This window comes from Galbibacter mesophilus (assembly GCF_023721415.1).
In the GTDB taxonomy this organism is placed as follows: domain Bacteria; phylum Bacteroidota; class Bacteroidia; order Flavobacteriales; family Flavobacteriaceae; genus Galbibacter; species Galbibacter mesophilus.
Genome location: NZ_JAMQVC010000004.1, coordinates 167,194 through 186,454 on the forward strand (window position 1 = coordinate 167,194; position 19,261 = coordinate 186,454).

Here is a 19,261-nt window from a genome sequence, read left to right on the forward strand (position 1 = left end):
TGTTAAAGAGCTCAAATTTAGAGTGGTTTTTAATTGAAGAAATATAGATTGTAGAAAGTAATATTTAAATCTAAATCAGTTGATGAGTCGAAAAATTTTAAATTGGCAAAGGCTTAGAGGAACAAAGTCTTCCCTGCCAACTGAAAACTGAATACTTGAAAGACAAAGTTGCTCTTGGGTTTTGGCTCTTGGCTCTCTTTCTTCATTTTTCACTCTTCACTTTTCACTTTTCGCTCTTCAAACATCCCATCAAGGATTTATCCATCCTACTCGGGCGACTTCCGTAGTTCTTTTTAAATAATTCTTCCGAAGGGTTTTTAGCTTTGGTTTGGTTGCTGTAGCTTTTAGGTTTTCAGCATCAATTTGTAAGCCTTTTCCATATTTATTTATCAGAAATTGAATGCTTGGTTCTTCCAACGCCAATTCATCAATCCAACGATAAAAGTTATTTTTAATAGTGTGCTCGTTAGAAGATAAAGACGACAACAAATGATTGAAATAATACTTTTCGGAAGCTAAATAGGCTTTTCTCTTTTCCGTAAAGTAATGAACCAGCCACTTCAGCATTTTAAAAACAATGATAAGCGCGAGCAAACACAACAATAGTGCTATCACAAACTCCTTTGGTGATAGTCCTAGAATAGTTAACTCTTTTTCTTCATCTTCTGTGGCTGCTACCTGCTGTTGTTGTTGCAATCGTAAAGAGTCACGCACACTTTCCAACATCCCCAAATCGGGATTGGGTTTTACGGTTATGGTTCGCTCTGCCAGCGTACGCTTAAACAGTTTTTTAGAATACGGATTAAACCAAGTGTACACCTTTTCGGGAATGGTAATTTCGCCCTCCTCTTCAAAAAGATAGCGAATGGTTTCGGTTCTTTGCGCGCTAATGGCGGTTTTACTCTTGCTATTGTTTACATCGCTCCTACCGGGATACATACTCACGTTCGGCACACTGTCCCAAACCGTTGGCGGAATTAATTCTGCCACGGTCCACCCAGCGTTTCGGGTAATAGTACGCTCCAACACATCCCCTACTTTTACTTCGGAAATATTTCCCGACCAATTTTCATTTACTGATAAGCTTGAAGCCACCAACCATTCCGAAGCTTTAAATGTATTTGGAATAGGTTTAACGGTAATAGCTACAGGTTTACTTTTCACGGTACGTTTTATGCCTTTGTATCCACCTGGTGACGGAGTTTCTACTTCAATATCCAAGGCTGGGAATTCTATATCGTCATCACTGAAAGGAAATACATGATAAATGAGTCTTACTCCAGCATAATTTTGCCCACCACGCTGAAAAGAAGTACTTACAGGTCTAAAATACGTGCTAAAAGCACCTTCCACTTTGATATTCCCTAAATCCAACCCTTTAGTAAACCACGTAGAGGTGTAAACCGTTACCGTTACCTGAACAGGTTCTCCCACGAAAACACTCTTTTTATTGGCCGTCACGGTACTCCATACACTTTGGGCTACTCCAAATTGCGAACAGAGCAGTATGCAAACCAATACCAAAAACGATATGTACTTACCAGCTCTCCTCATTCCCATTGGGTTTAATGTTGTATTTCTTTACTTGGTACCTAAATTTCTTCTGAAGGAAAAGAGACGGATCATCGTTTACTTTTCTCATGAGTATATTTTGGTTGGGCTGTTGAATCTGCGATTGAATGTCGTCTGGAACCTCATTAAGCTCTTTTCCTTTACGGATGTTGGTTCCTACCTCTTCCTCCAAACGCTCTTTTTCCATATCCTTTTTGGTAGCCTCTTGTCCGCCTCCACCCAAGTCTTCCATACTATTATTCTGTTTGTTCTGCGCCTGTTTCCCGCCTTCCCCGGGATCCTCTTCGGCCGCTTGGGGCGTAAAATTATCGGTTCCACGCAGCATTCTATTCAATTCTTTACTGTTTTGGGCAGCAATTTGCAAGGACGGGTCTTTCTCTACCGCCTGATTAAAGGCGAATGAAGCCGCCTCATAATCGCCGTTTTTAAAATAGGCCAATCCAAGATTGTATTCACCCATGGCGGTAGTATCTTCAGAAAAAGCATTGATAGCATCTTCATATTCCCCGGCTTTAAAATAAGCCACTCCTTTTCTCATGGGGTCTGAGTAGGCTTCCGCAGCATCTTTAAAGTCACCTTTATCACTCAAACGTTGCCCTTGATAATCGGGTGTAAACCATAAATCTTCAAAAGAACTTTCCCCAGAACATGAGGTAAAGAAAATAAATAAAAGGCCGTACAGCACCCATCCTTTTCGGAACCAAATGAGCATTAAAAAAGCCATTGGGATTACGGCCAGTAGTCCAAGGTCACGCCATTCGTTTTCCTTTTCCTGGTCTTTTTCAGTAAAAATTAAATTCTTCTCAATAGATTTCGCAATTACTTCCACATCACTATCATCCAACGTAAGTGATTGTACGGAAATACTATCAATTGCATTTAAACTTGCCATTATTTGCGGGTCCAGATACGAACGTATCGCCTCACCGTCTTTATCCTTTATTATTCTTCCGCGGAAATCTTTAACCTCAGCACCGCTTGGGGTATTCATAGGAAGAATCATCAAACGGTTTTTGTGGTTTCTTACATATTCATTTAAAATAACCCTTTCTTTTTCTGAAAAATCATCAGAGAGAAGCACCAAAGTTCCCGGCGCTTTGGTCACTTGGGTTAGCGAATCCCCCAAAGTTAGAGCAGCCTCCAAATCCGATCCCGGAAACGGCATTACCGAAGGTTTTAAATTTTCAATATGACTATTAATGATTTCATAGTCTTTGGTAAGCGGTACTATGGTATGTGCTGTTCCGGCAAAGCCCACCAGTGCCATGCGCGCCCGCGGATTGTATTTTATAAGGTCTTTTATTTTGAATTTTGCACGCTCTAAACGGTTGGGCTGAATATCTTCTGCCATCATACTCTGCGATAAATCCAATAACAGCACCATGGGCGTTTCCAGTTTTTGTCCTGGTAACTCTATTTTCTTCCAAGTAGGTCCCGCCAAGGCAACCGTTCCAAAAATAAATGCCAATAGTAAAATCACATGCATCCAAATTTTTGCTGCATTGCTCCCTTTTTGTATGACATACGGACGTAAATGGGGTGCAATCACTTTTTTCCATTTCAACTCCTGTCGCATGCTCAATAAACTCAATAGCAACAATACCAAAACGGGAACCAGCAGCCACAAAAACTGCGGACGTAAAAAGTGGAAATCGTTCCATGCTATGGGTAACAAATCTTTATACATAGACCTCCCGTTTTTGTTTAAACTGTTTTATAAAGTTTACAATGGTTTGTACAATCATCATAAAAATTAACACTGCCAACGCGGCGCCCAAAGGATAGTAATACAGTAATGTAAGTGGTTTGTTCTGTTCTTCCTCATATTCTATCGGCTCCAACGTATCGAGTTCGGCATAAATCTCTTCCAACATTTTTTTATCCTTGGCATTAAAATACTTCCCTCCCGTAGCTTCGGCTATTTCTTTTAAAGTTCTTTCATCCAGATCCACCCCCGCTTTGCTCGGATCTCCAATTCCAATGGTGTAAATTCTTACGGAATCCCTTTTGGCGACATCGGCGGCGTCCATGGGGAGAATATCTATCCCAGCATCTACGCCGTCGGTGAGAAGTAACATCACTTTGGTTTCTATGGTGTCACGTTGAAACATTTCCACACCTTTGGTAATGGCTTTTCCAATATACGTAAGCTGTCCGGCCATTCCCACATCTGCCTCTTCCAACATTTGATCTACCACCTCTAAATCGGGTGTAAAGGGCGCCTGAATATACGCACTGGAGGCAAAGAAAATGAGGCCCATTCTATCGCCCTGTCTTTTCTCAATGAAATCGTGCATTACATCTTTTACAGCATCCCAACGTCTCGCTTTCTTACCGTCAATTACCCAATCCCGTTGTGCCATACTAAAAGAGATATCTGCATTTACCAAGAAATTCCGTGATGTTTTCACTTTCATTTCAGGTTCTCCCACCAATTGAGGCGATGAAAGCGCTGCCAAAAGCAATATCCAACATAACAATAAACCTATCCACACCAATAAATTTCTTCGCTTTATCAATGCCGATTTTTTGGGTTTCTGCCGTGTATATTCAACCGCATTGTTAAACACCGGATAAAATAGTGAAGCACTTTTAATGCGCAGCGCCGGCCATAAAAAGTACACCAAAAACGGTAATGGAATTAGGAAGAAAACCCACGGATATGCTATTTCAAAATTATCTGGCATGTGTCTTGATCCATTTTTTGGAGTTCGTAATTATTTTTCTTTTGGTTTCTTCGGAAGGTTCATTTTCCTGATACACCACAGCGGCGATTGATTCTTTATGTGGCGCGAAAAGAGGCGTTTTTACTTTCTCATCTAAAAAAGTAATCCAGCTCTCTCCGTACAAAGCGCCTGTTTGTTCCCTTCCGAAAGCTTTCATAGCCGCTATTTTTAAAATCACCAATATTTCTGAAACGGAATGCACTTGCTCCAGTTCCTTTAGCGCTTCCCTACGGTAGGCATTCTTTTTATGGTGTTTAATAACAAAATACAAAATGGTAAGTCCCAATAGCACCAAAAAAATAGCCAACAACTTCCAGCCAATAGTTTCCACGGTAAAAGGAACGTCAGCTGGCTCGTAGAGTGGTTTTAGCTGAAGATCTTCCGGCCGCACCGTTGTCGTGTCTTTGGCGGCTATGGTATCTTGTATGTTTTGAATGTATTTCATTTATTCATTTCATAAAAAATTATAGTATCTGAAATGGGCTTCGACAAGCTCAGCCTGACATCCATTTATAAATAACTTTTTTATTTTGCATTAACCCTTCCGAAAACTTCTTTTAATTGATCCTCTACCGGCGAAACGGTATCTACCTTAAAAACCGGAATTCGATATTTCTTCATTGTATTTTCAAATTCAGCAAACTTGGTATCGAAACCCGACTGAAACTCTTTCTGAATCTTGTTGTTTTTGCCATCCACGGTAATTTGCTTTTCGGTATTCCCTGCTACGAATTTAGTATTAGGTATTTCCCGCTCCATGGGATCAAAAACTTTGGCTAGGACAACATCATTATGCCTGGAAATTCCTGCAATGGCCCTGATAACACTCGCATCATACCGGACAAAATCGCTTATGATTACTACTAAATAATCGTGTGTAACAATATTGAATACCCGCTGAATAATCTTCTTTAACGTATCATCAAAATTGGTTGGTTTGGCGTCTTTTAATTGGTGGTTGCGGTCCACAATCTTTTCAAGGATATGAATAATATTTTTTCGACTTCTTTTGGGGGCAATCACGTCGTAACTGTCATCAGAAAAGACAAGACCTCCTACCCGATCGCCTTCTTTAAATACCCGAAAGGCAGCTATGGCCGCCAATTCTGCCGCGACAGTGGATTTCGTTTTATTAACCGATCCAAAAAACATGGAATACGACTGATCGACTACAATCAGTACAGGTTTTTCTTTCTCCTCAGTGTATACCCGCGTATGTGTTTTTTGCGTTCGTGCCGTAACTTTCCAATCGATATTACGTATGTCGTCTCCCTTTACATAATTACGAACCTCTTCAAAATCCAATCCACGTCCACGCAATTTGGAAGCGTGTTTTCCCGCAAGAATACTATTTACTTTCTGCTTTCGCGCTAACAAACTAAAATGTTGCGCCAAATGCTCCTTTTTAAGCAATTCGCCCAGTGAAGTAAAAACGTTTTCTGGATATGTTTGGTTTTTAGACATTTATATGAGGTATGTTTCGATACTTTTCATAGGAACAAATTCAAGTTCTTAAAGGGCTTCGACAAGCTCAGCCTGACAATGGAGTTATAAATAATTAAGACCTAATGGGAGACTGCCGCGCTTTGCTCGGAGTGACTGTAACACTATAGATTTTCATTTGAAAATTAATTATGCTACCACAGCCACTTGCTTCAAAATTTCATCGATTACTTTATTGGCCGAAACACCATCGGCGTTGGCCTCGTAACTTAAAATAAGACGATGGCGCAAACAATCGTGAACCACTGCACGAATATCATCTGGTGTTACAGCTTGCCTGCCTTCCATCCAAGCATGCACGCGGCTACTTCTATCAATAGCAATCGAGCCCCGCGGACTCGCCCCGTAATCTAACCATTTATCGAGTTCTTCGCTGTATTTGGATGGATATCTGGTTGCCGAAATAATATCTACAATATATTTTTCCATGGCTTCGGAAATTTTTATTGCCGCGATTTCTTTACGGGCATCAAAAATTACTTGTGGTTCCAACAGTTCGTGCTTTTCCGCAGCCACTTTCTTTTGTTCCTCACGGTTCAACTTTATAATTTTTAATTCTGAAGCGTCATCGGGATAATCAATTGTTACGTGCATTAAAAAACGGTCCATTTGCGCTTCCGGCAACGGATATGTTCCCTCCTGCTCTACGGGGTTTTGAGTAGCCATTACCATAAAAAGCGGGTCCATTTTATAGGTTTTTCCAGCTACGGAAACCTGCCGTTCTTCCATCGCCTCCAACAAAGCCGATTGTACTTTAGCCGGCGCACGGTTAATCTCATCCGCTAGAATAAGGTTACTGAAGATAGGCCCCTCTTGGAAAACAAATTTCTCTTTAAGCTCGGGTTGATATATTTCTGTTCCTGTAATATCAGATGGTAATAAATCAGGAGTGAACTGTATTCGGCTTAAATCGCAATTTAGTTCTTTTGCCAGTGTTTTTATGGCACGTGTTTTTGCGAGTCCGGGAAGTCCTTCCAATAACATATTTCCATTGGCGAGCAGCACTAAAATAAGTCGCTCTACCAAGGTGTCCTGCCCAATTATGGAAGCCGACATACGGTTTTTGAGTTCTTGAATCGATTCTTGTGTAGTCATATTTTTAGTATTTAAAAGAGCATTTTCACACCTGTATAAAGCATTGGGCGTGTATTAACCAGGTCGTATTGTGGTTCAAAAAATAAATTGAAGACGGTACCTCCAGGTTCAAATATTTTTCCGATACCGGCGCCAAGCGGAACTTCATGTTGGCCTGTTCTAAAATTGAAAAGCATTCTTGGATGTCCTCTAAAATACCATCCATTATCAAAATCGTGATAAATACCAGGTTGAAATTCCATACTGAAAATATCATCCCCGCCCTGTAGCGTTAGTAACGTAATTACCTTCCAAGTGCCAAGTTTGCTTACTGAAACAAAGTTACCCCCAGCAGCCCATCGCTGTTCGTGAAAATAACTCACCACGGCTCCAACTCCAAATTGATGTTTTCCGTTTTCCGACTGAAACAATCGGGCAACTAAAAAATTGGCACTGTTGAAATGGTTTTTATCCCCTCGGTTTTCTTCGTCATAATCGTAATACTCGAGGTTTTGATCTCCGTAGTTAAATTCGTATTCAGCAGTAAATCTATAGAACCATTTTCCGTAGGTCATATTTCCTAAAATTTGCAAGCGGGATTGCTCATCACTGTAAAAACGGTTCCAAATTCCCAAAGTCGGACTCGGATCAATAGGATTATTGGCATCCTGCGAGTACGCTGATTTTACGCACATGCACAGAGCAAAAAGGGTAAGAATTGTATATTTCATCATTTCTATTTTTTAGGTTTATAAGGTTCGGGTGTACCAAGCTTTATTGGCGGCTCCTCTTGTAGCGTTGCCTGAAACTCCAATACCTCATGCGTAATAGCTGGCAAAACCCAAGTAAGGTTCTGTGCTCCGGTATCTTCGTTTCCGCCGTGGACACCAAATAGTTCTTTTGGATCACGAATTAAATCATGTACCCTAGGAAAGTTATGTTTAACCGGTTTATCGAACATACTTTGCTGGTTGTAATAATGAATTTTGAAATTACGCCATTTGTAAGCAAACATCTCATCTCCATTATAAACAGGAAAACCTTCCCTAGCAGAATTGGGTGTTTCCCCCGTAAATAAAGGCATTTGGTCTACCCCATCTATTTTTCTGTCTGAAGGTACTTTGTAGCCTGCTGCTTTTGCCAAGCTTGGCAGTACATCCGTCATGTGTACCATGGCATTTGTTTTCTTTCCTTCTGGAATTTTACCCGGCCAACGAATAAGAAAAGGAGTACGTAAAGAACCTTCTAGCGCCGTGAAATAAAACCCTCTCCAATATCCAGCAGTACCAAACCAATTGGGTGCTTCTTCAGGACCATTTTCACTCATCCAAATTACGATGGTGTTTTCACGTACTTTTAAATCGTCTATGGCATCTAAAATACGACCAGTGTTATGGTCTATTTCCATTAATACATCGCCCCAAGTACCATTACCTGATTTCCCTTCGAACTTAGGGTTGGGTAAGGTGGGTAAATGTGCGAGTGTGTAAGGCAGGTATAAAAAGAAAGGCTTGTCTTTTTGTACCTGTCTTTGCATAAAATCTATGGATTTATTGGTAAGTTCCTCGTCTATAGTTCTGCGTGTAGAAACGTTGTATTCTTTTACATCTTTAGGTGCTGCACCTTTGGTAGCCTCTACAATTTGCGGTGGGGATACCACTTTTGGGTCGTAACCGGGTTGCGAGGTGTATTGAGATTCATCTGTTGTGTTGGCTATGCCGTACCATTCATCAAAACCTTGATCGGTTGGGTAACGGCCTTTCATATCTCCAAGGTGCCATTTGCCATACATCGCGGTAGCATACCCTTGATCTGAAAAAAGTTCTGCCATGGTTTTTTCCCAGCCTACCAAACCGTAAGGCAAGCCCCAAACTACTTTTGTAGTTCCCGAACGTATTGGATGACGGCCCGTCATTAAAGCAGACCGGCTCGGGGTACATTGTGGCTCAACATTAAAATTAAGTAATTGCATTCCTTCTTTTGCCAAGGTATCCAAACGTGGCGTTTCGGCTCCTCTTAAAATTCCTCCTCCATAGGCTCCGATTTCTCCCCAACCTAGGTTATCCATCACTATTATCACCACATTAGGCTTTTCTTGAGCAAATGAATAATTAGAAAGAAAAAAACATGCTACAAACAGTAAGCACGTTATATCAACACAAATTTTTTTCATAACAGGATTGTTGAATTTTACTGTCTATTGAGAGATATTTCAATAACAGCATTTAATATTTTTAAGGTATAAGGGGGAATACTTATAAAAATAAGTGAAGTGAAATAAATTCGGAGTATGTACGCTAGGCACATACTCCAAATTTAGTATTCTTATAAAAGAATAATATTGGTATTCTTAATTTCTAGGGTAAGCAGTCATTTCTTCTACTACTTTATCAATTGATAGTGAAGAACCACGTACTGGCGGATATTTCTTGAACGATTGTAAGAAATCAGTAGCCAACTGCTGTGCAGGAACAAACATCCACATATTGTCGGCATACCACTTAATATATCCAGAAGCATCTTGAGAAACCTCTAGTGGGTCTGCTCTTAAATTGATAACCAATGGCCAACTCGGTGCTTTTCTATAAGCTTCATTAATGGCTCCTTCCATAATTGCAAAATGAATCTTGAAATCTTGGTAACGGATTGCATTAAGGTTAGCAGCGGCATCAAAATAAAAGATTTCCTTTCTAGGAGATTCTTTTACATCTCCTTTTAAGAAGGGCATCATATTGTAGCCATCTAAATGAACGTTAAAGGTTTTACCATTTGCTTTGTAACCATTAAGCATTTTATTAACCAAGTCTGATTCTCCTGCGGCAGCTGCCAAGGTAGGCATCATATCCTCGTGAGAAAAGATTTCATTATGAATAGTTCCAGGCTCTATTACCCCAGGCCAACGAATGGCTGTAGGAACTCTAAATCCACCTTCCCAAGTAGTTCCTTTTTCTCCAGCGAATGGAGTAGTACCACCATCAGGCCAAGTAAATTTCTCCGCTCCATTATCTGTAGAGTACATGATAATGGTATTGTCGATAATTCCTAATTCTTCCAACTTGTCTAAAACACGACCAATAGATTTATCGTGCTCTACCATACCATCTGCATATAGACCGATTCCAGTTACGCCATCACTTTCCTCTTTTAAGTGTGTCCAAACGTGCATACGGGTTGAATTTAACCAAACAAAGAACGGTTTACCGTCTGCATGTGCCTTTTCAATAAATTTGATGGCAGCATCGGTAAATTCTTGGTCTACCGTTTCCATTCTTTTTCTTGTCAAAGGGCCCGTATCTTCAATCTTCCCATCCGCATAGGTATGCAACACTCCACGAGGTCCATATTTTTTACGGAATTCAGCACTTTCAGGATAGTAATACGATTCTGGCTCTTCTTCTGCATTCAAGTGATACAGGTTTCCGAAGAACTCGTCAAAACCATGATTCGTAGGAAGGTGTTCATCACGATCCCCTAAGTGGTTTTTACCAAACTGTCCAGAAGTGTATCCATGAGGCTTTAATACCTCGGCAATAGTAGGTTGATTATCTTTAACCCCTTGCTTTGCTCCTGGCATACCGATGGTAAGTAGTCCTGTTCTAAAAGGGTGCTGCCCTAAAATAAAGGCCGCACGACCTGCAGTACACGACTGTTGAGCGTACCAATCTGTAAAGATGGCACCTTCGTTTGCAATTCTGTCAATGTTCGGTGTATCGTACCCCATCATCCCTCGATGATTGAAACCAACGTTAAACCAACCGATATCGTCCCCCCAAATAACTAAAATGTTGGGCTTGTCTTGTGCAAATACGATACTTGCAGCAAGAAGCGCCAAAGCGCTAAAGCAATGCTTCATTTTCATAATAAAATGTTTTTAAAATATTGATAACTGCTGTAGATAGGGGGATATCTTTCATTAAAGATAGGTATTTTTCCCACTTTAAGAAAAACTTTGTTAAAATTAACGTTTAGATTTCTTTTTAATAACTTCCCGCTTATCTCGTTTGTCGTGGGTAAACATTTTGATTGTGAAGCCTTTGTTTCCTAATAATGAAACCCTTTTAAGAAAAAAATGCCTAAAGATAAAATTTCACCTTTAGGCATTTAGAATTTTAAAAGTATAAAACTCTACTGTTTTGGTGTAAAACTTCCTGGCTCTTGGCGTATAGGAAACTCTTTAAAAGAAGCCATGAAGTCTGCCACTAGCTTTTGTAAGGGCACAAAGGCGTAAATTCTTCGTACCAACCAATCCTCGTAGTATGCACAAGTTTAAACTAAATGATGTCATCCCCCACTATAATCAAAATGTTTGGCTTGTCTTGGGCGGCTAAACTAGTTGCAAATAAAATAACAAAGGCACTAAATACATGTTTTAGGTTTATAATTATTGTTTTTTTCTAATAACGATATACTGGTGTAGATAAAGGGGAAGGAATATCTTTAAGATAGAGGTTTTCCAAATTCAAAAAGCTATACCAAATATTCCAACTATTTACCCTCTTGACCGGCGGTAAGTGCCTTCATTACTTCATCTAAATTGAAGGACGCGGGTCTTTGTCTTGGAGGATACTTCTCAAATGTTTTTATCATTTCTCCAGCAATTGCCTGTGATGCCCCGCCGCCAAACTGTATGATACCTTCCATCCATTCGTAATAGCTATTCGCATTGTGTTGGGCCCTTTCAAAAGGATCCATTCTAAGATCAAACACCAATGGTATGCGTAATTGAACAAAGGGATACATCCAAACACCAAATTTAGAGGATTGCTGCTCCATAAATACAAGTTTCCACCTATCATAACGCATTGCCACCAGTTGACCATCGTCATTCCAATAATAAAATTCTCTTCTAGGCCAATTTGTAGCCCCGTATTGATTTTTCGTTACTTGCTTTTCATCAGTTAAGAATGGTAATAAGTTGTACCCGTCTAGATGTACATTATACGTTCTATTTACTCCTTTATATCCATTTAATAGCTCTTGTTTTATATTAGACTTTCCAGCAGCGGCCATTAATGTAGGAACCCAATCGTTGCCTGCCACTATTTCATTTACTACTTTTCCAGCTTTAATTTTACCTGGCCACTTTATTATACAAGGAACGCGATAACCTCCGTCCCAGTTGGTGTTTTTTTCTCCCCTAAACGGAGTAATACCACCATCTGGCCACATATTGAAATGTGGGCCATTGTCTGTGGTGTATATTACAATCGTATTGTCCTCTACACCAAGATCTTCTAATTTTTTTAGGATTGAACCAATTTGATCATCATGTTGTACCATGCCATCGGCATATTCATTTAAACCCGTTTTACCATCATATTCATCTGGAACATGCGTAACGTAGTGCATACGTGTGGTATTAAACCAAACAAAAAAAGGCTTCTTATCTTTAGTTGATTTATCAATGAAATTCTCCGCAGCCTCCAAGAATTCTTTATCGATAGTTTCCATTCTTTTTTTTGTAAGGGGTCCAGTATCTTCGACTTTACCATCTGCAAAACTGTGAATCACTCCTCTTGGGCCGAATTTCTTTCGAAATTCGGGACTTTTAGGATAATTAGGATTTTCTGGGGCCTCCTCTGCATTTAAATGATATAGATTACCATAAAATTCATCGAAACCATGATTTGTTGGAAGAAATTCATCTAGATCTCCTAGGTGATTTTTACCAAATTGACCAGTAGCGTAGCCTAGCGGCTTTAACAGCTCTGCTAAAGTGGGGTCTTCTGGTTGAATTCCTAGTGTAGAACCTGGTATTCCCACTTTAGTCATACCTGTTCTTACAGGCATTTGGCCGGTAATTAGCGCTGCTCTCCCAGCCGTACAGCTTTGTTCTGCATAATAATCTGTAAAAATAGCTCCCTGGCTTGCTAACTTATCGATGTTTGGAGTGGTATAACCCATCATACCACGATTGTTATAACTTAAGTTCCAATAACCGATATCATCCCCCATGATAACCAAAATGTTTGGTTTGTCTTGCGCAAATAGTATGCTCGCTGCAAGAAATGCTAACGCAATAAAACAATTCTTTAATCTCATAGTACGTACTTTTAAAATTAATATTAATGTGGGAAGGGGGAAAGTTATACAACTAAATATACTGATTTTTAATACATTAAGACAAGCCTTATTGTTACTATAATTCATTTTTCGTTTGTTTCCCTAAAGTTTACTTCGGTTTCCTCTGAAATTGAAGAAAGTCGTGCAAGGACATCTAAAACCCCTGCAATGCCTGTTGTAAGTCGTGCAATGACATCTGTAACCTCTGCAATGCCTGTTGTAAGTCGTGCAATGACATCTGTAGCCTCTGCAAAGCCTATAGTCTATCATTTAGCAATTTAGATATTTGCTTAATGGTAATTACCTATTTATTGATTAGAGTATCGAAAAAAACATCAAACCAATCTTAATTAAACTTCAAAAAAAGTATTAAATAGTTTTTATTTAGATTTTTTACTATATTAAATAACATTTTAATACTTAGTCGATATGAATAAAAAACAAATTAACAGGATAGAGATGTTTCGGGCGGTACATACTTTATTAAACAATTACAATGACGTTGTATCTCAAGCGCCCATATTAGTGGAAACTAAAAACCAATTCGACGCGCTTTTATTACAAATTGAGGAAAGTGAAGCCAACCAAAAAGAAGCACAGATTTATTTGAGTGGGGACAAAATCGCTTTGAAGCGTTTGGTGGCAGAAAAGGCAGATATCTTAAACGATGCCCTGGAAGCCTATGCAAATGTTAACGGCGATGTGGACTTATTTAATGAAGCTTCCAAAACCTTTTCTGATTTGTACCGCTTGCGGAATGAAGATTTTATTTCTACTATCCCCAAACAAATAAAATTACTGGAAGCCAATCTGGAAAACCTAAGTGATTATTTGGTTAATGAGCCATTGCTTACGGACTTAAAAAACAGTTTTGACAATTTTTTAGCCATAAACGGCAAACCAAGGCAGTATCTAATTAGAAGTATAGAAGCCACGAGTACACTTGAGGAATTGCTAGCGGAAACACAACAATTGTTGGATACTAGAATGGATAAGATTGTTACTGTATTTAAAAATAAAGATCCGAAATTCTTTAAAAGCTATCACGCTTCCCGACGTATTGTTGATGCATAGGATCAATTTATAATAGTGTGCTTAGCAAGTAAGAAAGCGGTTTGAAAAATTTTCAAACCACTTTCTTGTTTTCTTTTCTTAAAACAAAAAGAATTCAAGGCGCTTCCTAATCTGGTGGCGCCCTAAATTCTTTATTTCACTTTAAAATTAAGTAATTGCTTATCCTATAATTCCAATAAAGCTAAATACCGTTGAGATAAAAACCCAACAAAGTACAGCCACCAGAAAAAATACGACTGCTCTAAGCGTGTAAATAAGAATTGAAGATTCGTTGTGTAAAGATTGCCCCATAATGTTGATAATTTAGAAATTAATAATAAACTAATTTGGGGCGTTGATAATTGACCTTAAATTTACAAAAGATTTTTCATTTTACATAGAAAAACAAGTATAAATATTTGAATACTAACTTGGTATAATAATTTATTCACCTCTTTCCTTCCTTTGTTTCCCCTGTAATGATACAAGAAAATTTTCTTTATATTGATAAAGTCTCAAAATTCATTTCTTCCCATAACAACAACTTACGGAAGAAATGCAATAGGCTACAACTTTAGTTATTTTAAATATATCCATTCACTGCCTTTTGCAGCAGATTCATAGATTTTTTCAACGATGGCAATATCCCTTAAACCTTCTTCACCCGGCACCAACATTGGTAATTCATTGATGATAGCTACCGAATCTTCATCCATTTGTTTTGCCTGTTGATTTCCTTTAAAAGGTTCCAAAATAATCCCATCGCTCGTTGCGCCTTTAACTCCGCTATATTGCTGAAAAGGTTTTAAATAGTAGCTTCCGTTGGAACAAGCAATCTCTAGGTTATTGTACCTTTCACCTAAACTGGTTTTACCTTTAGCGGCGCTTCCATCTGCAAATTGAAGTTCGAAGACTGTGGTTTCATCAACTTCGTGATATATTTCCGGTCGGTTGGTGGTGTGAAAAGCTTTTACCGCGGTAGGCTCCATCCCTTTGCTGTAGCGAATCGCATTCAGAGGGTACACGCCCATATCGAGCATGGCGCCCCCACCGAGCTCCTTATCTTGCTTCCAATGATTTTTTCTGGTGTCAAAATAACCAGCCTCCGCTGCCACAAAGTTGATTTTTCCGTAAGGCAAGGTGTCTGCCCATTTTATTAAAGTTTGGGTATTTGGTTCATGGTGCATACGGTAACCAATAGCCAAGCGAACATTGTTTTTGTTACACGCATCGATGATGTCCTTACATTTTTTCGCGGTTACTTCCATTGGTTTTTCACACCAAACATGCTTACCTGCATTAGCACCAATAATACTGTATTTGGCATGCAGCGCTGGCGGAAGAACAATATAAACAACATCAATTTCATCGTTATTGGCCATTTCATGCATGTTTTCATAATTGTAAACATTGCTATCCTTTATTCCATACTTCTTTTGCCAAACCGGGATTTTTTCCGGACTACCGGTAACAATTCCTTTTAGTTCACAATACTCTGTAAGTTGCAACGCCGGCGCAAGTACATCTGTACTGTAATAGCCTAGACCGACTAATGCTACGCCTAATTTTGCTTTTTGCTTCGGGAGTAAAAAAGAAGGATAAGGAAGTGCTCCCGCAGCTAATAATAAACCTGAGTTTTTTATAAAAGTTCTTCTATTTTGCATGATTGGTTGATTAAATTTTGAATTAAATCGCACTAATAATATCGTGCTTGGTGATGATTTTATATTTCTGATCTCCCAAATTTACTAAAACCGCTTTATTTTCACGATTGATCAATTTTGAAAGTTCATCGATACTGGTATTTTTTTGGACTACGGGAAATGGTGGTTGCATGATATCTTTTATGGGTTTGTCTGCAATATTTTTATCGTCTAAATACGCTTTAAACAAAGCTGATTCGTCCAAAGAGCCAACAAATCCGGAAGCATCTTCAACAGGAATTTGGGAGATATTGTATTTTTTCATTCGTTCAATTGCGTGTGACAAAAGTTCTTCCGTTTTAGCGGTAATCAATTCTCCTTCCGAAGCAATTAAATCGCCTGCATGTTTTAAATCCTTTTCCAGAAAACCACGGTCGCGCATCCAATCATCATTAAAGACTTTTCCGATGTATCTACTTCCAGAATCGTGAAATAAAACCACCACCACATCATCAGGTTTAAAATGTTGTTTTAGCTGAAGAACACCTTTTATAGCAGAACCTGCCGAATAGCCAACAAAAATCCCCTCCTCTTTCGCTAATCTTCGGGTAAAAACGGCTCCGTCTTTATCGGTGACTTTCGTAAAACCGTCGATAACATCAAAATTTACATTTTTAGGAAGAATGTCTTCGCCGATTCCTTCCGTGATGTAACTATAAATTTCGTTTTCGTCGAATATCCCTGTCTCATGATATTTTTTAAAAACAGAACCGTATGCATCGACTCCCCAGATTTTAATATCTGGATTCTTTTCTTTTAAGTATTTTCCAACGCCACTAATGGTTCCGCCTGTTCCAACTCCTACAACGAAATGGGTGATTTTTCCTTCCGTTTGCTCCCAAATTTCAGGTCCGGTTTGTTCGTAATGCGCTTGGGCATTGGAAAGGTTGTCGTATTGATTTACATACCAAGAATTAGGTGTTTCTTCTGCTAAGCGTTTGGACACCGAGTAATACGACCGTGGGTCATCTGGAGCCACATTTGTGGGGCAAACAACAACTTCTGCGCCCACTGCCCGAAGTACATCCATTTTCTCTTTGGATTGTTTATCGCTTATCACACAAACCAGTTTATAACCTCGACTGATAGCCACCAAAGCGAGCCCCATACCTGTGTTTCCGCTGGTTCCTTCAATAATGGTTCCGCCAGGTTTTATGAGTCCGGCAGCTTCCGCATCATCAACCATCTTAACCGCCATTCGGTCTTTCACCGAGTTGCCAGGATTGAAAGTTTCTACCTTAGCTAAGACCAAGGCATCGATATCTTTTGTGATTTTATTTATTTTAACCAAAGGTGTATTCCCAATAGTTTCCAATATATTTTTTGCGTATTGCATAGCTGTTTTTTCAAGTGTTTTTAAAGATAAGAAATGTAGTTTTAGTTGGAAGTTAAAAATTGATTAAAAGCGTTTATCGATTAATTCAAGTTGTATCAATGTAGACAATCAGTGAAGTACCATTACAATTTGTCTAAAGATTTAGTAAATCCGCATATTTCAGCAAATAAAAATCCATTATTAATGATGATTTAAAGGCAAACGGAGCTGCTTCCGTTGGAAATGAATGTAAAAACCTCATTTTCAGCATTCCATCAAAAAAAGAAATACACCCTAATTCAATGTATTGTCAATTATTAAGATTACCTTTGCGCCCTTATTTTTAAATACATATATGAACAAATTTGAACAATTAGGACTGAACGAACAGCTGCTAAAAGCCATAAGCGATATGGGCTTTGAAACGCCTTCTGAAGTACAGGAGAAAGCTATTCCGGTCCTACTCGCCAACGACACCGACATGGTAGCTTTGGCACAGACAGGTACAGGGAAAACAGCTGCATTCGGGTTTCCTATGATTCAGAAAATAGATGTAAACAGTAAAACTACCCAAGGGCTTATTCTATCGCCAACGAGGGAGCTTTGTTTACAAATTGCCAATGAATTAAAACTTTACTCAAAATATTTACCATCGCTTCATGTTACCGCCATTTACGGTGGAGCCAGCATTACAGAGCAGGCTAGACAGGTAAAAAGAGGAACACAAATCGTGGTGGCTACACCGGGACGTATGAAGGATATGATCAGCCGAAATATGGTTGATATTTCTAAGATTGAATATTGCGTACTGGATGAAGCAGATGAAATGCTTAACATGGGATTCTATGAAGATATAAACGAAATCTTATCCCATTCTCCAAAAGATAAAAGCACTTGGTTATTTTCTGCGACGATGCCAAAGGAAGTAGCAACCATTGCAAAAAAATTCATGAAGAACCCAACGGAAGTTACCGTGGGGACCAAAAACGCCTCTACTTCTAATGTTCAACACGAGTATTATGTGGTTGGTGGAAGAGACAGATACCTAGCTTTAAAACGTTTGGCAGATACCAATCCGGATATATTTTCGGTGATTTTCTGTAGAACCAAACGCGATACCCAAAAAATTGCTGAAAAGCTTATTGAAGACGGTTATAACGCAGGTGCTTTGCACGGAGATTTAAGTCAGAATCAACGTGACATGGTGATGAAAGCTTTTAGAAGCCAACAAATACAAATGTTGGTAGCTACCGATGTGGCGGCAAGAGGAATTGATGTAGATGACGTAACACACGTTATAAACTATCAATTACCAGATGAAATTGAAACCTACACACACCGTAGTGGTAGAACTGGTAGAGCTGGAAAATCGGGTATTTCCATGGTGATTGTAACCAAAAGCGAATTGCGCAAAATTGGAGCGATTGAGCGTATCATCCAGCAAAAATTTGAATCTAAAAAGATTCCGAGCGCTGAAGAGATCTGTGAAATTCAGTTGTATCACTTGGCTAGCAAAATAAAAAATACTGAAATTAATAAAGAGGTAGAAAACTATTTGCCCGCTATTAATGATGTGTTGGACGGAATTGACCGTGAGGAACTTATCAAAAAGATGGTTTCTGTTGAGTTTGGCCGTTTTGCAGAGTACTACAAAAAGGCTGGAGATATTAACGTTTCTGGAAAAGTGAGCGAACAAGATACTTCTTCGGAAGGAAATGTACGCTACTTTATTAACGTTGGTTCCCGTGACGGTTACGATTGGATGACGTTAAAAGACTTTTTGCGCGAACAATTGGAATTGGACAAAGACGATTTATTTAAAGTAGACGTAAAAGAAAGTTTCTCTTTCTTTAATACCGATGCAGACCATACGGAAGCAGTTTTAGCAAAATTCTCTGAATTTAAAATGGACGGACGTTTTATTAACGTAGAAGTTTCTAAAAATTCCAGAGAAAATTCCAGAGGTCGTGGAGGTCGTTCTGGCGGCGGAGGAAGACGAGGCCGAAGAAGCGACAATAAATCTTCTAAAGGATTTGGTGAAAAACGCTTTGGCAAAAAAGGAAGCAAAGGAAATAAATCCGGAGGCGGTGGTAACCGTAGGTCTAAGAAAAGATTTTAGTTAATAATAAATTAAAAATGCGCCTGTTGGCGCATTTTTTTCTTTTGTTTATTATTTTTAGCCGCGAATATGTAATGATGTTGGAACAGATTCGTTCCTTTTGTGATACCTACTAGGCTGTGCTATCAAAAAA

At 39.0% G+C, this 19,261-nt stretch carries 14 protein-coding genes; 2 read left to right on the forward strand and 12 right to left on the reverse strand.

The features are described 5' to 3' along the window. Nucleotides 1-249: 249 nt before the first annotated feature. The 10 genes from NDQ75_RS14070 to NDQ75_RS14115 all read right to left on the reverse strand — a co-directional run bounded on the left by NDQ75_RS14070 (nucleotide 250) and on the right by NDQ75_RS14115 (nucleotide 12,917). Nucleotides 250-1,554 (reverse strand): BatD family protein, encoded by a 1,305-nt coding sequence (locus NDQ75_RS14070; protein ID WP_202029229.1) that lies wholly within the window; start codon nucleotides 1,552-1,554, stop codon nucleotides 250-252. Next, nucleotides 1,538-3,259, reverse strand: coding sequence for a vWA domain-containing protein (locus NDQ75_RS14075; RefSeq protein WP_202029230.1), 1,722 nt, complete (start codon nucleotides 3,257-3,259; stop codon nucleotides 1,538-1,540). Before NDQ75_RS14075 ends, NDQ75_RS14070 begins: the two co-directional genes overlap by 17 nt. Next, nucleotides 3,252-4,259 carry a VWA domain-containing protein gene (locus NDQ75_RS14080; RefSeq protein WP_202029231.1) on the reverse strand — a complete coding sequence of 336 codons (1,008 nt, stop codon included), beginning with the start codon at nucleotides 4,257-4,259 and terminating at the stop codon, nucleotides 3,252-3,254. Before NDQ75_RS14080 ends, NDQ75_RS14075 begins: the two co-directional genes overlap by 8 nt. After that, entirely contained in the window at nucleotides 4,249-4,743 is a 495-nt protein-coding gene (locus tag NDQ75_RS14085; protein ID WP_202029232.1) for a DUF4381 domain-containing protein, read from the reverse strand. The genes NDQ75_RS14080 and NDQ75_RS14085 overlap by 11 nt, the downstream gene beginning before the upstream one ends. 80 nt (nucleotides 4,744-4,823) lie before the next feature. Next, nucleotides 4,824-5,762 carry a DUF58 domain-containing protein gene (locus tag NDQ75_RS14090; protein WP_202029233.1) on the reverse strand — a complete coding sequence of 313 codons (939 nt, stop codon included), beginning with the start codon at nucleotides 5,760-5,762 and terminating at the stop codon, nucleotides 4,824-4,826. Between the two features lie 168 nt (nucleotides 5,763-5,930). Next, complete coding sequence (locus NDQ75_RS14095) at nucleotides 5,931-6,896, reverse strand: AAA family ATPase (RefSeq protein WP_202029234.1); 966 nt, start codon at nucleotides 6,894-6,896, stop codon at nucleotides 5,931-5,933. 11 nt (nucleotides 6,897-6,907) lie between these two features. After that, nucleotides 6,908-7,609: a hypothetical protein gene (locus NDQ75_RS14100; protein ID WP_202029235.1), complete on the reverse strand. Its 702-nt coding sequence runs from the start codon at nucleotides 7,607-7,609 to the stop codon at nucleotides 6,908-6,910. Between the two features lie 2 nt (nucleotides 7,610-7,611). After that, entirely contained in the window at nucleotides 7,612-9,048 is a 1,437-nt protein-coding gene (locus NDQ75_RS14105; RefSeq protein WP_202029236.1) for an arylsulfatase, read from the reverse strand. A gap of 177 nt (nucleotides 9,049-9,225) precedes the next feature. Beyond that, nucleotides 9,226-10,734 (reverse strand): arylsulfatase, encoded by a 1,509-nt coding sequence (locus NDQ75_RS14110; RefSeq protein WP_202029237.1) that lies wholly within the window; start codon nucleotides 10,732-10,734, stop codon nucleotides 9,226-9,228. Between the two features lie 626 nt (nucleotides 10,735-11,360). Beyond that, nucleotides 11,361-12,917, reverse strand: a complete 1,557-nt coding sequence (locus NDQ75_RS14115; RefSeq protein WP_202029238.1) for an arylsulfatase — start codon at nucleotides 12,915-12,917, stop codon at nucleotides 11,361-11,363. Nucleotides 12,918-13,367: 450 nt separating this feature from the next. Here NDQ75_RS14115 and NDQ75_RS14120 point away from each other — a divergent pair, with 450 nt between their 5' ends. After that, nucleotides 13,368-14,012, forward strand: a complete 645-nt coding sequence (locus tag NDQ75_RS14120; protein ID WP_202029239.1) for a hypothetical protein — start codon at nucleotides 13,368-13,370, stop codon at nucleotides 14,010-14,012. Nucleotides 14,013-14,569: 557 nt separating this feature from the next. On the opposite strand, the gene NDQ75_RS14125 is transcribed toward NDQ75_RS14120, so the two are convergent. Then, a complete protein-coding gene (locus tag NDQ75_RS14125) occupies nucleotides 14,570-15,655 on the reverse strand; it encodes a Gfo/Idh/MocA family protein (RefSeq protein WP_202029240.1) in 1,086 nt (361 codons plus the stop codon). Nucleotides 15,656-15,677: 22 nt separating this feature from the next. Further along, the gene (locus tag NDQ75_RS14130) at nucleotides 15,678-17,030 is read right to left on the reverse strand and encodes a pyridoxal-phosphate dependent enzyme (protein ID WP_202029241.1); all 1,353 of its coding nucleotides are present in this window, start codon (nucleotides 17,028-17,030) and stop codon (nucleotides 15,678-15,680) included. Nucleotides 17,031-17,364: 334 nt separating this feature from the next. Between NDQ75_RS14130 and NDQ75_RS14135 the strand changes: the two genes are divergently transcribed. Continuing rightward, nucleotides 17,365-19,128: a DEAD/DEAH box helicase gene (locus tag NDQ75_RS14135; protein WP_202029242.1), complete on the forward strand. Its 1,764-nt coding sequence runs from the start codon at nucleotides 17,365-17,367 to the stop codon at nucleotides 19,126-19,128. Nucleotides 19,129-19,261: the final 133 nt, after the last annotated feature.